At 67.7% G+C, this 15,947-nt stretch carries 16 protein-coding genes; 6 read left to right on the top strand and 10 right to left on the bottom strand.

The annotated features are described in order from the left end of the window. Positions 1–639 precede the first annotated feature (639 nt). Complete coding sequence (locus PW843_21260) at positions 640–849, top strand: hypothetical protein (protein MDE1149104.1); 210 nt, start codon at positions 640–642, stop codon at positions 847–849. Between the two features lie 196 nt (positions 850–1,045). Here PW843_21260 and PW843_21255 read toward each other — a convergent pair whose 3' ends face one another. The 3 genes from PW843_21255 to PW843_21245 all read right to left on the bottom strand — a co-directional run bounded on the left by PW843_21255 (position 1,046) and on the right by PW843_21245 (position 4,369). Further along, on the bottom strand, positions 1,046–2,455 hold the full coding sequence (locus PW843_21255) for a hypothetical protein (protein ID MDE1149103.1): 1,410 nt from the start codon (positions 2,453–2,455) through the stop codon (positions 1,046–1,048). Between the two features lie 238 nt (positions 2,456–2,693). Then, positions 2,694–3,545, bottom strand: a complete 852-nt coding sequence (locus PW843_21250; protein MDE1149102.1) for an ABC transporter permease — start codon at positions 3,543–3,545, stop codon at positions 2,694–2,696. Between the two features lie 5 nt (positions 3,546–3,550). Continuing rightward, the gene (locus tag PW843_21245; protein MDE1149101.1) at positions 3,551–4,369 is read right to left on the bottom strand and encodes an ABC transporter permease; all 819 of its coding nucleotides are present in this window, start codon (positions 4,367–4,369) and stop codon (positions 3,551–3,553) included. Between the two features lie 141 nt (positions 4,370–4,510). Between PW843_21245 and PW843_21240 the strand changes: the two genes are divergently transcribed. After that, complete coding sequence (locus tag PW843_21240) at positions 4,511–5,107, top strand: RecX family transcriptional regulator (GenBank protein MDE1149100.1); 597 nt, start codon at positions 4,511–4,513, stop codon at positions 5,105–5,107. Positions 5,108–5,379: 272 nt separating this feature from the next. Here the strand turns inward: PW843_21240 and PW843_21235 are convergent, their stop codons facing one another. After that, positions 5,380–7,869, bottom strand: a complete 2,490-nt coding sequence (locus tag PW843_21235) for a mechanosensitive ion channel (GenBank protein MDE1149099.1) — start codon at positions 7,867–7,869, stop codon at positions 5,380–5,382. A gap of 352 nt (positions 7,870–8,221) precedes the next feature. Between PW843_21235 and PW843_21230 the strand changes: the two genes are divergently transcribed. Next, complete coding sequence (locus PW843_21230; protein MDE1149098.1) at positions 8,222–8,773, top strand: glutathione peroxidase; 552 nt, start codon at positions 8,222–8,224, stop codon at positions 8,771–8,773. A gap of 260 nt (positions 8,774–9,033) precedes the next feature. On the opposite strand, the gene PW843_21225 is transcribed toward PW843_21230, so the two are convergent. Further along, positions 9,034–11,058, bottom strand: coding sequence for an ATP-binding protein (locus tag PW843_21225; protein ID MDE1149097.1), 2,025 nt, complete (start codon positions 11,056–11,058; stop codon positions 9,034–9,036). 150 nt (positions 11,059–11,208) lie between these two features. On the opposite strand from PW843_21225, the gene PW843_21220 reads away from it, so the two are divergent. Genes PW843_21220 through PW843_21210 form a run of 3 tightly spaced genes read left to right on the top strand, consistent with a single transcriptional unit; the run spans position 11,209 to position 11,945 of the window. After that, a complete protein-coding gene (locus tag PW843_21220) occupies positions 11,209–11,427 on the top strand; it encodes a DUF1289 domain-containing protein (GenBank protein MDE1149096.1) in 219 nt (72 codons plus the stop codon). A 54-nt stretch (positions 11,428–11,481) separates the two neighbouring features. Further along, positions 11,482–11,676 carry a hypothetical protein gene (locus PW843_21215; GenBank protein ID MDE1149095.1) on the top strand — a complete coding sequence of 65 codons (195 nt, stop codon included), beginning with the start codon at positions 11,482–11,484 and terminating at the stop codon, positions 11,674–11,676. Then, complete coding sequence (locus tag PW843_21210) at positions 11,673–11,945, top strand: type II toxin-antitoxin system RelE/ParE family toxin (protein MDE1149094.1); 273 nt, start codon at positions 11,673–11,675, stop codon at positions 11,943–11,945. Before PW843_21215 ends, PW843_21210 begins: the two co-directional genes overlap by 4 nt. Before the next feature lie 28 nt (positions 11,946–11,973). Here PW843_21210 and PW843_21205 read toward each other — a convergent pair whose 3' ends face one another. The 5 genes from PW843_21205 to rsmI form a co-directional block, all read right to left on the bottom strand. Beyond that, positions 11,974–12,156, bottom strand: coding sequence for a hypothetical protein (locus PW843_21205; GenBank protein MDE1149093.1), 183 nt, complete (start codon positions 12,154–12,156; stop codon positions 11,974–11,976). A 260-nt stretch (positions 12,157–12,416) separates the two neighbouring features. Beyond that, positions 12,417–13,367: a glutathione synthase gene (gene gshB, locus PW843_21200; protein MDE1149092.1), complete on the bottom strand. Its 951-nt coding sequence runs from the start codon at positions 13,365–13,367 to the stop codon at positions 12,417–12,419. A 227-nt stretch (positions 13,368–13,594) separates the two neighbouring features. Continuing rightward, positions 13,595–14,473: a transglutaminase-like domain-containing protein gene (locus tag PW843_21195; GenBank protein MDE1149091.1), complete on the bottom strand. Its 879-nt coding sequence runs from the start codon at positions 14,471–14,473 to the stop codon at positions 13,595–13,597. Between the two features lie 91 nt (positions 14,474–14,564). Continuing rightward, positions 14,565–14,957 (bottom strand): YraN family protein, encoded by a 393-nt coding sequence (locus PW843_21190; GenBank protein ID MDE1149090.1) that lies wholly within the window; start codon positions 14,955–14,957, stop codon positions 14,565–14,567. Then, a complete protein-coding gene (gene rsmI / locus PW843_21185) occupies positions 14,944–15,933 on the bottom strand; it encodes a 16S rRNA (cytidine(1402)-2'-O)-methyltransferase (protein MDE1149089.1) in 990 nt (329 codons plus the stop codon). Before rsmI ends, PW843_21190 begins: the two co-directional genes overlap by 14 nt. Positions 15,934–15,947: the final 14 nt, after the last annotated feature.

Here is a 15,947-nt window from a genome sequence, read left to right as displayed (position 1 = left end):
TCTGTTAAACGGGACACGTCAAACACGCGATATATCGGGCGCCGGTTTCCCGGCATCCGGCGCGGCCCCCCCAAACCCAAGCGGGAGCGACCGCATCGCACCGCAGATATAGGCAGGGCCGGCGCCGCCTGCAACCGGCTTTGCATGGTCCCATCCCAGGAATCCGGGTCGCAACGCCCCTGGCCCATGCCCGGATATTCCATACCGCGTACCGGACGCGGCGGCGGACCGCTGCACCAACGCGGAACGGACAGTTCAAGCGCTAGGTGTCTATATCCGCCATCGACCACTACCGCTAGCCGTTGATGGATATGCCAGGGGCATCAAGCCGCATGCCGCCAAGTTACAATTTGTCAGAAATGACTACGTTCAAGTGAATGTCACATGAACATGCCTATCAGAATACGATACTTCAAATTAACGGCAGTTTAACGGGCTATTTACAGATCGTTATTGCGACAGTTTTATAAAATATGCTGTCGGTGCAACCACCAACCATCAGCATAGTACCGAGTACGTACTGATGGTTGCGGTTTTATTGTTCCTGTTGACTTGGGTGTCTGGATCAGTGTTTCATTTACTTCAGAGGTCGCGCGACCTCCGGGCGAGGGGTCGCCCGCACACTTGGGGCACAAAGTCATGACCGACACGCGCCGCTCTACCGCCATCGCCATCAAGCATTGCCTGGACAATCTGGCACTGGACGCCCGTCGCAATAACATGGGGGAACTGGTCCACCTGCTGGGCCTCGCCTCCCTGGCGGCGGAGGACGCCGCAACATGCGCCAGCGACGGCCGCGCCACCGCCCTGCAATCCATGCTGGACGGCAAGCCGCACGGCCGCTGCTGAGCCACCGAACCGCAGGCCGAACGCCGGCACCCGCGTCCCCGGCAAACCCGGGATGCGATACGTCCAACTCCGCCATTGGCCCTGAGGCCAGGCAGCATCACCGCTGGCGAGGCCCCATGACAGGGGCCCGCCGGCGGTATTTCATTTCATGAAGCGTCAAGGCGCTGAAAAAGCGGAAACCTGACGTCGTAAGCCGTCAGTTCTTGGCGGGGTCGGTGCCCTTGCGGCGGACCGGGCCGGTGCCATCGTCGTCCGAGTCGGGCGCGTCCGGACCGCCGTCGCCGTCGGTCTCTTCCTCGAAATCCTCGTCGTCCAGGGCGTCCTCATCCCAGGACGGACCGGCACCCCAGGCACCCATGGGCCAATCCGCCGCCAAGCCCGGCGGCAGGCCTTCGTCACCCGTGCCCGGGTCGCCGGCGCCGGCCGGCAGGGATTCATAACCGCCGATCTGGGCGCGGCGGATTTCACGTTCCAGCATGGCCACCGCCTCCTCCGCCATGGCGGAATCGTGCAGCACCTCGGGCAAGCCGTAGGAGAACAAGGCCAGGGTGGCCCGGCCGCCGACCACGGCGCCACGCAGCCACAAATGGCAGCGGCGACGGCGGCCATCCTCCACCGCCGTGGTGGTGAAGCGGGCCAGCACCTCGTCATCGGCCAGGGTGTCGACACTGCCCATGCCCATCTGGCCGTCGGGACCGTCGGCGAACTGGGCGGCGATGCGTTGCAGCAGCACGGTCGGGGGCAGGGTGTCGCCCTCCTCCGCCGTGATGGCTTCCCAGTCCAGGCCGGCGGCCAGCGCCGATTCCAGGGCCGACTCGGGTTCCATATCCTCTTGCGGGGGATAGTCGTGCACCACCACCCGCAGCACCTCGTCCGCCTCGTCGGCGTCCTGGCGGCGGAACTCGCTGGTCTCCGGCCCGCCGGCGAAATCCTCTTCCTCGTCCTCGCTGAACTGCCAATCCCAGGGCAGGCGGAAACGCAGGACATCGGCATGGACGATGTTGCGCATGGTGACGGTGTTGACCGGCCCCAGCTCATCCGCGCTGAACGCCATGCGGCCGATCTCATCGCCCAGGCGGTCCAGCAGGGCGCCCAGGCCGGGCACCCAGAATTCCTCACCCGGCACATACAGCTGCAGGGTGGCCACGCACACCCGGTCGGGCGGGCGGAAGTCCGCCATCTTCCACACGAAGATCTGGGCCTCGGGCCCCTGGGCCGGCGCATCGGGCGCGAGGCCGTCGGCCGGCCGGCGCGGGGCGGGCATGGCGGCGCAATAGGCGATCCAGCGCCGGGCGCCGGACGCCATGGCGCTGACGCCGGGCGGCAACAGCTGGTCGCGATCCAGATATTGCAGGGCGTCGTCGGCATCGACGCCGAATTCGTTGGCGTAGTTGGTCACCGACACCAGCAGGTCCAGGGGCGCGCCGCCTACCGGCCGGCCCTCGGCCGACGACCACACCACCGGCGACTGCAAGGCCAGGCCGCCGTCATCGCGGTACACCCGCCGCCAGGCCGCAGGCAGGCAAATGCGCACGGCTCCGCCGTGCACGGCCATCCATTGCCAGTCACCGCCGGCCAGATCGATATCCAAAGTGCGCTGTCCCATGGCGGGGCACTCTAGGCAAGGCGGCCTTCGGTTGCAAACCTTGAACCAGCAGGCCTGCCAATACCGCCACACCCGCTGGGCGCTTCGGTGGTCGCGGTTTCAGTGCAAACGGCATGAGACACGTCTCATGCCCAGGCCCCGACCGGGGCCGCCGGAGCTTTTCGGGGAACGAAGTGGACCGAAAGGCGAGGATAGCCCAGCCGGCGGATGCCGGCGCCCGGCGCCTGAGGACCAGCCATCAGTTCCGCAGGCGGTAGCCGCGGTGCAGCAGGGCGCCGGCGATGGCCAGCAGCACCACGTCCACGCCGGCCAGCACCGCCGCGGCCAGCAGCGGATGGGCCTGCCCATGGCCCAGGAAGCCGGTGCGCACGCCGTCGATGGCGTAGAAGATGGGGTTGGCCTGGACGATGGCGCGCAGCAGCGGCGGCATGTTGCCCACCGGGGCGAACAGGCCGGACAGGAAGATCAGCGGCGTGAAGATGAAGGTCATGGCGGCCGACAGATGATCCCACTTCACGCTGATCAGGCCGGTCAGCACCCCGAACGCCGCCATCATGGTGGAGCCCAGCACGACGAACAGCAGGGTCAGCGCCGGGTCGGCCATGGGCGCCTGCCAGAAGATCAGGAACCCCACCCAGACGCTGGCGCCGCTGGCGACACCCGCCGCCATGGCGGACAGCACATAGGCGGCCAGCATCTCCGCAGCACCCACGGGGGCCATCAGCTGGTCCAGGATGCTGCCTTCCATCTTGGAATACAGGATGGAGAAGGACGGTATCTGCACCGACTGCATCAGCAGCGACAGCATGGCCAGGCCAGGCACCAGGAAGGCCAGGATCGCCTCACCCTCCGGCGTGCCGCGCTTGTCGCCCAGACCGAAGTTGAAGACGGTGAAATAGAGGGCGGCGGACAGGGACGGCGCCACCAGGAACAGCATGGCCAGCTTGCGCAGCCGCTTGACCTCGCGACCCAGCAGGGTCAGGAAGCCGATGGTGTTGAAGCGGCCGACCCTGCGCCGGCGATCGGGGCGATAGGCCCCCGCCGGCAAGGCGGCCAATCCATCGGGGGTCGCTCGTGCCGGCACGTCCATGGGCCTTACGCCTTCAGTTTGTAGCCGGTGGACACCATGCGCAGGGCCACCAGCCACAGCACCAGGTTGATCCCCAGCAGCACCGCGATGCCGGTGCCCAGCGTGCCGTCGGTACGGCCGATGAAGCCGTAGCGGAAGCCATCGATGAAATAGAAGAAGGGGTTGGCGTGCGCCACGCGCTGGAACAGGGGCGGCGCGCTGCTCAACGCGTAGAAGGTACCGGACAGGAAGGACAGGGGCGTGATCACGAAATTGGTGACCGCCGCCATATGGTCGAACTTGTCGGCCCAGATGCCGCCGATCAGCCCCAGCAGCGACAGCAGCATGGCCGCCATCACCGCGTGGAACAGGACGAACAGGGGGGCATGCATGCCCAGCGGCACGATCAGGGAGATGACCGCCCAGGTGACCAGGCCCACCATCAGGCCGCGCGCCACGCCGCCGGTGACGAAGGCCATGACGAATTCCATGGGCGACAGCGGCGGCATCAGCACGTCGACGATGTTGCCCTGCACCTTGGACACCAGCACCGAGGAGGAGGTGTTGGCGAAGGCGTTCTGGGCGATGCCCATCATGATCAGGCCGGGGCCCAGGAAACGCAGGAAGGGCACGTCGCCCACCATGCGCACGACCCCGCCCAGCGCCAGCGCGAACACGGCGTAGAACAGCAGGGTGGTGACCACCGGTGCCGCGATGGTCTGCACCCACACCTTCAGGAAGCGCCGAATCTCACGCTTGGTCAGGGTGGCGAACCCGATCCAGTTGACGGCGCCCAGCGGACGCGGGGCCAGGGCCGGCGGGGTGGACTGCTGCAACAAGGTCATGGGGGTCGGGTGCCGAACTGTTGATCCGGGACCGTTCCCCGGAGAGTGGCCCAGACCTTAACGCCCCACCCCGCCCACGGCAATATGGCCGCCGTCACAGGCGGTGGCACAAATGCGAAGCCAGGGGGTACCATGGCGCCCATGACCGACGACCTTTTCGACACGCCATCACGCCCCGCCAGCCGTCCGGCCGCCAAGCGGAAGGAACCCCGGCGCGTCAGCGCCGCCTATCTGGAACGGGCAGCATTGCATTACCTGGAGCGGTTCGCCGCCTCCACCGCGTCGCTGCGCCGGGTGCTGATGCGCAAGGTGGAGATGTCGGCCGCCGCCCACGGCACCGACCGGGAGCAGGCGGCCCAGTGGGTGGAGGCGCTGATCACCCGGTATCAGCAGAGCGGCCTGTTGAACGACCAGGTCTATGCCGAGGGCCGGGTGGCCAGCCTGCACCGCCGCGGCGGTTCCACCCGCGCCATCCGCCAGAAGATGGCCGCCAAGGGCGTGGACGCCGACCTGGTGACGGCCGCACTGGGCAGCCTGGACGACGAAGGCAACGGCGAAACCGACATCAAGGCCGCCCACGCCTACGCCCGCCGGCGCCGCCTGGGCCCCTTCCGCCTGGCCGAGGAACGCGAGGCCAAGCGCGACAAGGATCTGGCGGCGCTGGCCCGCGCCGGCTTCGACCGCCAGACCGCCACCCGGGTGATCGACGCGGAAACACCGGATGATGTGTTTGAATAGTTCGCCCTGCGGGCGGGCCCATCCGTGCCCTTGCCATCCTCGTTTTGCAGTCCGCTTCGCTCCCCATAAAACTGCGGCGCCAGCGGTCGCGGGCTAACGGCGGGCCACGCCCGCCGCCCTGATCCCTTTATTCAAACCAGCGGCACGAGCCTCTGACTCGTGCCGCTGTAGGACGCGATCGCGTCCGCCGGAGCTTTCCGGGGAACGAAGTGGACTGGAAAGCGAGGATAGCCCAGCGGCCGGATGGCCGCGCCCGGCACCTGAGGGACGCGCTAAACAGGAAACGGTATGCCCTCGGCATCGAAGCGCAGCTTCAGGCGGCGGTTGAATTCGCGGCCCACGGGCATTTGCCGCCGGGGCCGGGTCTTGATGCGGAAGCGGATCTTCACCGCCTTCTCGGCGAATTCGCTGACGCCCAGGATTTCCAGCGGTGCCAGGATGGAGGGGCCGAACAGGCTGTCGTTCTGCAACTCCTCCCCGATCTCGGTCATCAGCTGGACGGCCCGGTTCATGTCGGTGGCGTAGGCGATGCCGAAGTCGCTGGCGAAGTAGCCGTAATCCTTCGTCAGATTGGAAATGCCGGTCACGGCGCTGAACGGCACGGTGTGGACCGCACCGTTGTCGTCGCGCAGGCGGATAGTGCGGATGGTCAGCCCCTCCACCGTGCCGGTGTAGCCGGCCAGGGTCACCTGGTCGCCGACGGAGATGGTGTCCTCAAACAGGATGAACAGGCCGGTGATCAGGTCCTTCACCAGGGACTGCGAACCGAAACCGATGGCGACGCCGATGACACCGGCGCCGGCCAGCAGCGGCCCGATGTCCACGCCGATTTCCGACAGCACGGTCAGTCCGACCAGGGTCAACAGCAAGACCAGCACCACATTGCGCACCAGGGGCAGCAGGGTGCGGATGCGGGCGCTGCGTTCGATCAGTCGGCCGTGGCGATCGGTGGTGGACAGGTAGCGTTCGATGCTGCCGCTGACCAGTTCCCAGACGATCAGCGCGAAAACGACCATGATGACGATGGTCAGCAGCGAGGCGCTGGCCCGCTGCCCGAAGGGGGAACTGAGCCAGCCGAAACTGTCCAGGCCCCAGGCCTGCAGCAGGGTCAGCAGCGCCACCAGCCAGACCACGACCTTGCCCCCCCGGTGCAGGATGGGCAGGTAGCGGTTGGCGCGGCCTTCCAGCAGGGGGTACTGCCGCTTCAGATCGTCGGGGATGGCGAAACCGCGCTGGATCAGGCGGTCGATACCCTCCATCGCCAGGCGGGCCACCACTAGGGTGATGACGCTGATCAGCGTGGCGCGCGACACGAAGCCGAAGCCGCCCTTCACCTCCAGCGCCCAGATGCCGTAGATGCCGATCAGGTAGACGATGGCCAGGATGTGCCATATCTCCGCCAGGCGGCGGCGCACCAGGTTCCAGGCCGACGGGCCCGGCGGGGTGGCGACCTCCATCGGGTTGTCGCCCGAGATCTCCGCCGCCAACTGGGCCTCCAGCGCGCCATCCTCGTGCATGTCTTCCGGTTCCGGGGGCATGCGGCCCCGAATCCACTCGGCCACGTTCTGGCGGTTCTGCAGCACCAGGATGACCAGCATGATGCCGACGACCAGGCCCACCACCTTCAGCAACGCCAGGTAAGGCCGGTAGGGCAGGCCCAGCTGATAGGCCACCTGGGCGACGAAATAGCCGTAGACGGCGGTCAGGGCGATGCGACGCACCCAGATGTAGACGTAATGCGCCGTCTCATCCCCCACGGGGACCAGGCGCAGGCTGGGTGCCCCCGGCGACAGCAGGAAGCGGCCAGCCAGCATGGCGCCCTGCACCAGCAGGCTGGACAGGATGATGCCCAGCGCCGCCATCGCCGCCGGCTTGGGCGGATGGGTCAGGGTCTGCACGCCGTAGGCCGCCAGGGCGAAGGCGATGATGGGCACGGCATCCAGCAGGGTGCGCGCCAGCAGCAGGCCCAGGCGCACCCCCCAATGGCTGATCGTCCGCCTTTCCAGCGCGCGGCGCGGCCGGGTCAGCGCCCAGAAGGCGGCGAGGCGGGCGACGTAGCCGGCGATGATCACCAGCAGCACCTCACCCACCAGCACCCCCCACTGCTGGCGTAGGTTGGGGTCGCTGACCTGGCGGTTCAGCCAGCGCCAGGCCTTGGGCGAGTCCACCAGCACCTGGCCGGCGGCCGCGATCTCCTGGCTCAATTCCTCGATCCGGTCGGAGAGGGCGTTCAGGGTCTGGGCGCCCAGGGTCTCTATTTCGGACTCCTCCTCCTGCGCCGGCGTGGCGGCGGCGGTCGCGGCGGCGGGGGCGGTTGTGGCAGCGGGCGCCGCAGGGGCGGCCGTGGCGGCAGCGGCCGGATTGGCGGCCGACAGCAGTTTCAGCTGTGCGATCAGCGCGTCGCGCCGCTGGGGATCCTGCAAGGTCTGCAACAGCGCCGCCGCTTCGGCGGAGGCCGGGGCGGGCACGGCTGCCACGGCGCCCGGGGATGTGGCCTGATGCGCCGGGGCGGCCTTCTCAGGCTCGGCAACCGGCACTGGAACCGGAACGGGCACCGCCACCGGATCCTTGGCCGGCTGGTCCTTCTGTTCCGCCTCTTTCAGCTGGGCGGGCTGGGAAAGGGATGGGGCGGCATTGGAGGGCACCGGCGCCTGATCCGCCGTGGGCGGGGAAGCCGTCTGCGCATGCGCACCGGTGGGCAGGGGGGCCAGCGTCAGGGCCAATAACAGAAGGGTGGCGGGAAAGCTTACTTTCCGGATCATCCTCAACCATCCAGTGTATGCGGCAGGTGGGCACAAACGAAAAATACATGCGGAAGAGATGCGGCGGCGCCGCACGTTAGCCTTATCGGGTAATCCTGCCAACGTTTCGGACGATGGTCCTTGCCGTAAAGCACAGGCGCCGAAGGACAGTTCGCACCCTGGCCCATAGGCAGGCGGAACGGTGGGCAGTATCGTTGAAATGTGTCGTGGGAGGGGCGACGGCCGTTCCGGCTGGCGTCGCACGGCACCGGATTCGGATTTGACACACAACCCGGTCACAGGTTTCCCCCATAGGTTGCCAACGACCGGCGCGACCGTCGAAATTTCAATGCCCTAAAAAAGGGAAGAGCCGATGGCCAGGAACATGGTGGCCGGTAGCATGGTGATGGACCGACCGACGACGCGGGAACGCCTGAACGCCCACGCCTTCGAGTTCTCACGCCTGGATGGCCGGGGCAGCATCCGCCTGTCGGCGTTCAAGGGCCGGCCGCTGCTGGTGGTCAACACCGCGTCGGCCTGCGGCTATACCCCCCAATACGCGGAACTGCAGTCGCTGTGGTCCCTGCTGCGCCACCGGGGCCTGGTGGTGCTGGCCGTGCCGTCCAACGATTTCGGCGGGCAGGAGCCGGGGGGACCGGCGGAAATCGCCCAGTTCTGCACCACTCAATACGGCGTCGACTTCCCCGTGACCGCCAAGCAGACGGTGATCGGCGCCAATGCCCATCCCTTCTTCCGCTGGGCCGTCAGCAGCGTGGGCGAGGCCGGCTGGCCGCGCTGGAACTTCCAGAAATACCTGGTGGCGCCGGATGGCCGCCTGGCCGAAATCTGGCCCTCGCCCGTCCGCCCCCTGGCCGACGGGGTGATCGAACGCATCCAGGTCCTGATCAACCAGGCGGGGTTGTAGGTTTCAGGCATGCCCTCAGACAGCGGGCGGGCGCGTCCTGTAGCCGTACCTTAAATTATACGCGCGGCATTTGAACGTGACCGCTCAAATGCCGCCCCTCAAGCGCCGGGCGCGCCCATCCGGTCGCTTGGCTTCCTCAGTTTCTGGTCCACTTTGTTCCCCAGAAACTTCCGGCGGACGCGGTCGCCGGAGCGGGCACCGAAGGGCGGAGCGAGGATAGCCCAGCGGGGCCGGATGGCCGCGCCCGGCGCTAGAGGGAATTAACTGGAAGCGGCAACCAACCCGACATCCGGCCAGACACGGTCGGCGGGCATGAGGACGCGGGCGGTGGTGCCGGCGCCGGGGGCGCTGTCGATCTCCAGCGTGCCGCCGTGCAGTTCCACCAGCGCGCGGACCAGCGGCAGGCCCAGGCCGGCGCCGCCGGCGGTACGGGTCAGGGGGTTTTCGATCTGGCGGAAAGGTTCCAGCGCCCGGCCGATATCCTCGGGCCGCATGCCGATGCCGGTATCGGTGACAGTGATGGCCAGGCGGCCCTGGTCGTCCACGACAGCGCCCAGGGTGACGCTGCCGCCCTTCAGCGTGAACTTCACCGCATTGGCCAGCAGGTTGGACAGCAGCTGCTTCAACGCCACCTCGTCCGCGCGCAGGCGGGGCAGGAAGGCGGCGTAATTGGTCTGCAGGTTGATGCCGCCACGGATGGCCCGTTCCTTCACCACCCTGAGACCCGAGGCGAAGACCCGGGGCAGGTCCACCATATGCTCGTTCAGTTCACGCTTGCCGGCCTCGATCTTCGACAGGTCCAGGATGTCATTGATCAGATCCAGCAGCATGCGGCCGCTGTCGTGGACGTCGCGGGCATATTCGGCATAGGCGGGGTTGCCGATGGCGCCCAGCGACTGGCTGCCGATGATCTCGGAAAAACCGATGATGGCGTTCAGCGGCGTACGCAGCTCATGGCTCATATTGGCCAGGAATTCGGTCTTGGAGCGGCTGGCGAATTCGGACTGTTCCTTGGCCAGGCGCAACGCCACCTCCGCCCCCCGGCGGTCGGTGACGTCGTCGGCCGTGCCCTGAAAGGCGTACGCGCGGCCGGCACTGTCCAGCAGCACGCGCGCCGACAGCGAGACCCACAGCGCGGTGCCGTCGCGGCGGCGCATTTCCGCCGTGAAGTCCTGGACGGCGCCGCGTTCCGCCACGTCGCGGGTGAAGTCGGCGCGCAAGTGCTGGTCGATGAACAGCTGGGACCAGGCGTCGGGAACGGCGACCGCCAGTTCCTCCTCCGACCCATACCCCAGCATGCGCGCCATGGCGGGGTTGGCGGACAGGAAGGCGCCACCGATGGTGACGGTGAACATGCCCTCCACCGCATTCTCATAGATGTCGCGGTACTTGCGTTCATTGGCGTGCAGGACGGCGTTGGCCTGTTCCAGGCTGGCCAGCAGGACGGTGCGGTCATGGGCGCGCCGCCGGCTGACCATCAGCACCAGGGTGATGCCCAGGGTCAGCGCCAGGCCGAACACCAGCACGGCCTCCACCTCCCACGCCTGGCGTTCCAGGCCGGCGATCAGGTCGCCCGTCATATCCAGCCACCACACGCTGTCGCCGACCGAAACCGCCCGGCTGAATTCCATGGTGACGGTGGCCTTGTGGCCGGTCTGGACGAAAACGGCCTCCCCACCCCGCGACCGCAAGCTGAGCCGGGTCCACAGCCTGGGTGTGGCCTGGCCTTCCATGCGCAGGGTCAGCAGGTCACGCAGATCAATGCGCGCCACCAGGGCGGTGTCGGCGCCGGACGTCAGATGCGCCAGCAGCAAGCTGGTGCCATCTCCGCCCAGACGCACCGCCAGGCCGTCAGCTGCCGGTGCCTGGCCACCGGTGGCGGGCAGCAGGGTGGCGAAGTCGGCGGGCGCCACCTCAGCGCCAACCGGACCGGATCGCAGAACATGGCCGCCGGCCGCCACCCAGGACAGGGCCTTGATCTCGGGCCGAAGGTCGATCAGTAGCGACACCTGGCGGTCGAACTCCGCCGGGGCCGGATTGGCGTTCAGGAAGTCGCCTTCCGCGCCCAGGGTGGCGGCGATGCGGTCCAGGCGCTGCTGGATATGGCGGGCGCGGGCGTCGGCCTCCTCCGCCAACCGGGCCTGGGCCACGCCCGACAGCATGGTATGAACATAAAAAGCCGCGAGGATCGTCAGCGCCACGCCGGACACCGCGGCCAGGATGGGGCCGCGCGTCAGGAAAAAGACGGCCGAGCGGCGCTGCCGCACGGTCTTCAACACCGCCATCCTGGTAATACCTTTCCGCTTCCCCGGTGCGGGGTCCCCCTGCGGAGCGCAGATGGCCAGAATAATCCCATTCCCCGCGCCAAGGGAACAACGGTGCGTTAACATCGGTCGCGCACCGGTCAGAATCCCGCCAGAGCCATCCTCAAGCCCATGCACGCCCCCGAAGATTACGTCGCCAGCCCCTGCACCCGCGTCTGCCGGATAGAACAGCGCACCAGCCTGTGTGTCGGCTGCCTGCGCAGCCTGGAAGAGATCACCCGCTGGGGCGGCATGACGCCGGATGAACGCAGGGCCGTTCTGGCGCTGCTGCCGGAACGGGCCCAAGCCAGTCGCAAGGCACGCCGCTGGCGCCTGACGGCACGGGACTAGGCGGGGCGGCTCTCGGCCGAAACCCAAAGGAGACGCCCCAGGAACCATCATGCTATGATTGAAGCCATGCAACCTGTCCCACCCCTGTTCACTGACGTTGACGAAGATGCCAAGCGCCGCGCCATCCGCCAGGGATTGGCCAGCGTTGAGGCCGGGCGCGTGGTTGATCACGGTGTCGTCAGCACGTGGCTCACCAAGTTGGCAAAAGGCGAACGGCCTGCCGCCCCCCGCTCAACGCGCAAGCCTTGACCCAGGTTCTCTGGTCGGACGACGCCTTGTCCGATATCGAGGTGCACGTCGCCTATATTGATCAATTCAATCCGGAAGCGGCCAATCGGCTGGCCCGCGCTTTACTGGCGGCGGGTCATAGCTTGGCGATGTTTCCACAGCGCGGCAGGCCGGGGCTGGAACCCGACACCCGGGAACTGACGGTGGCGTGGCCTTACGTCATTGTTTATCGGGTGCGTGACGACATGGTCGAGATTGCCCGTGTCTGGCACGGAGCCCAGGAGCGCTGATTATCGCCTTGCATCACGGAGCGCCGCTTCAGGGAAGTTGTGGGGCTTCCTGATCGTCGCCGCTGGCGAAATCGCAGGCGCCCCACATCAGGCGCTGCATTTCACGAATGCGGTCGCCCTGTCGGCGCAGCCGTTCGGCGTCGGCAACGTTGCCGCCCTGGGCACCCCGCTTGGGGTCATCCCCCCTGCCATTCGGATCCGCGCCAGCCATCGATCGCCTCATCGACGGGCGCCGGATGCGGCCGGACGCCCTCTGGTTCATGCAACTATCATGAACGTATCACGGCCAATCGGGCCCCGCATCCGGGAAAGCCTGCCGAACCGTTGGGATAGAGGCATAAAAATCGACAGGTGTGACCCGTTTTCAACGGATCTGGTTTTGTGCATCTCAAACGCCGGACGGCATGCCGCTGCCGCCCGGATCCGAACTGCCTTTCCAGACCCGCACCCGCCCGCAGGGAACAGGAAAAATCAGCGAGAAGCGCTGAATCTACGTTCGATGGCGTCCCACAGGGTGGCCTCGATGGCGCCGCCGTTCAGGCGGTTGATCTCCTGGATGCCGGTGGGGCTGGTGACGTTGATCTCGGTGAGGTAATCGCCGATGACGTCGATGCCCACGAACACCAGGCCCTTGTCGCGCAGCACCCCGCCGATGGCGGCGCAGATCTCGCGTTCACGCTGGGTCAGGTCGGTCTTGGCCGCACTGCCGCCGGCGTGGAAGTTGGCGCGGGCCTCACCGTCCTGGGGCAGGCGGCTGACGGCGCCCACCGGCTCGCCATCCACCAGCAGGATGCGTTTGTCGCCCTGGCGGATCTCCGGCAGGTACTTCTGCACGATGATGGGCTCGCGATACAGCAGGGTGAAGGTTTCCAGCAGCGCGCCCAGATTCTCGTCATCCGGCTTCACGTGGAAGACACCGGCGCCGCCGTTGCCGAACAGCGGCTTGACGATGATATCCTTGTATTCGCGGCGGAAGGCCAGCACCTCGTCCTTGGCGCTGGTGATCAGCGTCGGGGGCATCAGGTCGGGAAAGTGGGTGACGAACAGCTTTTCCGGCGCGTTGCGGACGGAGGCCGGGTCGTTCACCACCAGCGTCTTGGGATGGATGTGTTCCAACAGATGGGTGGCCGTGATGTAGGCCATGTCGAAGGGCGGGTCCTGGCGCATCAGCACCACATCCACGCTGGCCAGATCCAGCGTCTCGGGACTGCCGAAGGTGTGGTGGTTGCCGCGTTCGCGCCGCACCTGCAGCGGCCGGGCGGTCGCCACCAGGCGGTTGTGGCGGAAGGCCAGGTCCTGCGGCAGGTAGTGGTACAGGGTGTGCCCCCGCCGCTGCGCCTCCAGCGCCATCATGAAGGTGCTGTCGGTATCGATGTTGATGGACTGCATCGGGTCCATCTGAATGGCAACGGACAGGCTCATCCTCAATCTCCCCACCCCCGCTATCGGCGGTGCTTTAAAGTTCAATCAGTTCAGTCACAGACATGCTCTTTGATCCTAACCGATCAAAGACCATCCCTCAGGCGCCGGGCGCCGGCATCCGCCGGCTTGGGCTTCCTCAGTTTCCAGTCCACTTCGTTCCCCGGAAACTTCCGGCGGCTGCGGTCGCAGCCTACAGCGGCACGAGCCAAAGTCCCGTGCCGCTGGTATCAGTTCAGTCGATTACGCAGATGCTGCACCAGGGTTGCGGTCTGGTGCAGCAGTTGGGGCGGGGCGCCGGCGCGGGTGCCCAGATCCATGAAGGTCTCAAACGCCTGGATGGCCGTGGATATGTGGCCGAGCTGGGCCTGCAACAAGCCGGCCTCGCGCCACAACGCCATCTGGTCGGGCGCGAACAGCAGCATGGCCTCCACCGCCGCCGCCGCCTGGTCGGCCCGGTCGGCGCGCATATGCAGCATCTTCACATTGTTATGCAGGCGCAGCAGGACGTCGCGGTTGCCCACCGGGGCGTAGTGTTCGGGCAGCAGTTCGGCCGCCGCCCCGGATGTCTGCTTGATCAGGTCGCGCAGGTCCACGACGCTGAGCGTGCGGCCGGCGCCGAAGGGGTCCAGGATGGCGCGGTCGCCGCCATGATCCAGGCGGATGAGGAAATGGCCGGGGAAGGCCAGGCCCACCATGTCCCAGCCCTGGGCGCGGGCGGCGTGGATGTAGAGGATGCCCAAGGTCACCGGCAGGCCCAGGCGCCGGTCGATCACCTGCGCCAGGTTGGCATTCTGCGGGTCCTCATAGGTCGCGGTGTCGCCTTCATATCCCAGTTCGTCCACCAGGGTGCCGCGCAGGGCGTCCAGGCAATCGGCCAGGGTGAGGTCGGCGGGGGCGGCACCACCCGCGCGGCGGGCGACGGTGGCGGCCACGTCGGCCAAGTGGCGGCGATAAGGGCGCAAGGCGCCCTCAGCACCCGACAGGACCGCCAGGGCCAACGCGGCCTCCGCCAGGTCGATGCGGTCGTCCGGCATCTGGCCGATGGCGCGCAGCAGTTCCCTGGCCTGGGTATCGGCCTTGGTGTTTCGGGGACCTGGGCTGTTCACGGGGAAAACGCTCCCTCCGGCAACGGATTTTCGGGACATAGCCCATCGCCGGGCCGGGTGTCCAGAGGGGGGCGGGCAGGTTCAGGATTTCTCAAGGCTGAATCCGCCAGGCGTCCGGCAGATGGCGGGGCCAGCGGCGGGGCTGGACGATCATCAGGTCGAAGCGCACCGCGTGGCGGGCCAGGCGCGGACGGGCGGCGACGAACAGGCCGGCGGCCCGTTCCAGCCGCCGCCATTGCGCCTGCGTCACCGCCAGATGGCCCGCCATCTCGGTGGCGCGGGCCTTCACCTCGACGATGGCCAGCAGGTCGCCGCGCAATGCCACGATATCGATCTCCCCCGCCGGGGTGCGGCAGCGGCTGGCCAGCACCTGATAGCCCTTGAGCCGCAGGGCCAGCCGGCACCAGGCCTCCGCCCAGCGGCCCAGCCGTTCGCCCGATCGGCCCTTCAGCGTCTTGTCGGCCAGCCGGTCAGCCCTGGTCATCCCCCGTCCCGTCCTTGGCCCCGTCATCCTTGGAAAGCGCCAGCGCCCGCTGGTAGATTTGCTTGCGCGGGGCGCCGCTGGCCTCCGCCACCGTGGCGGCGGCGTCGCGGATGCTCAAGGTGCGCAAGGCCGTGCGCAGCAGGCCGTCGATGTCCACGGCCTCTTCCCCCGCCGCCACCGGCGGGCCGATGACCACCACCACCTCGCCCTTGGGCGGGCCGGCCTCGGCATAATGGGCGGCCAGGTCGGGCAGGGTGCCGCGCCGCACCTCCTCGAACAGTTTGGTCAGTTCGCGCGCCACCGCCACCTCGCGCCCGCCCAGCACCTGGGCGGCATCGGCCAGCAGGTCGGCCAGACGCTGGGCCGACTCGAACAGCACCAGGGTGGTGCGCACGCCGGCCACCTCCTCCAGCGCCGCACGGCGCGCACCGGCCTTGGAGGGCAGGAAACCGATGAACATGAAGCGATCGGACGGCAGGCCCGCCAGCACCAGTGCCGTCAGGGTGGCACTGGCGCCCGGCAGGTGGGTGACGAACAGGCCCTGTTCCCGGGCCTCACGCACCAGCTTGTAGCCGGGATCGGAGATCAGGGGCGTGCCGGCGTCCGACACCAGGGCGATGGCCTGGCCCGCCGCCATGCGGGCCAGCAACTGGGGCCGCATGCGCGCCGCGTTGTGTTCGTGATAAGCCAGCAGCGGCTTGCGCACCTGGTAGCGCGTCATCAGCCGGGCGGTGACGCGGGTGTCCTCACACGCGATGGCGTCCACGCCCTTCAGGGTTTCCAGCGCGCGCAGAGTGATGTCACCGGCGTTGCCGATGGGGGTGGCGACGACATGCAGCCCAGGCGGCGGTTTACGCGGCGAGGCCGTGCCGCTAGGCTCTGCCCCGTCTTGGGCTGCCTCCGGGTCGAACGGGGCGTCTTCGAACGTGTCGTCGCCGGCATCGACATCGTCGATCGGCGGATGCTGCGGATTCATGGGACCAACGGGTG

The sequence above is a fragment of the Azospirillaceae bacterium genome (assembly GCA_028283825.1).
In the GTDB taxonomy this organism is placed as follows: domain Bacteria; phylum Pseudomonadota; class Alphaproteobacteria; order Azospirillales; family Azospirillaceae; genus Nitrospirillum.
The sequence above is the reverse complement of the archived record's forward strand: the minus strand, read 5'-3'. Positions and strand labels throughout refer to the sequence as shown.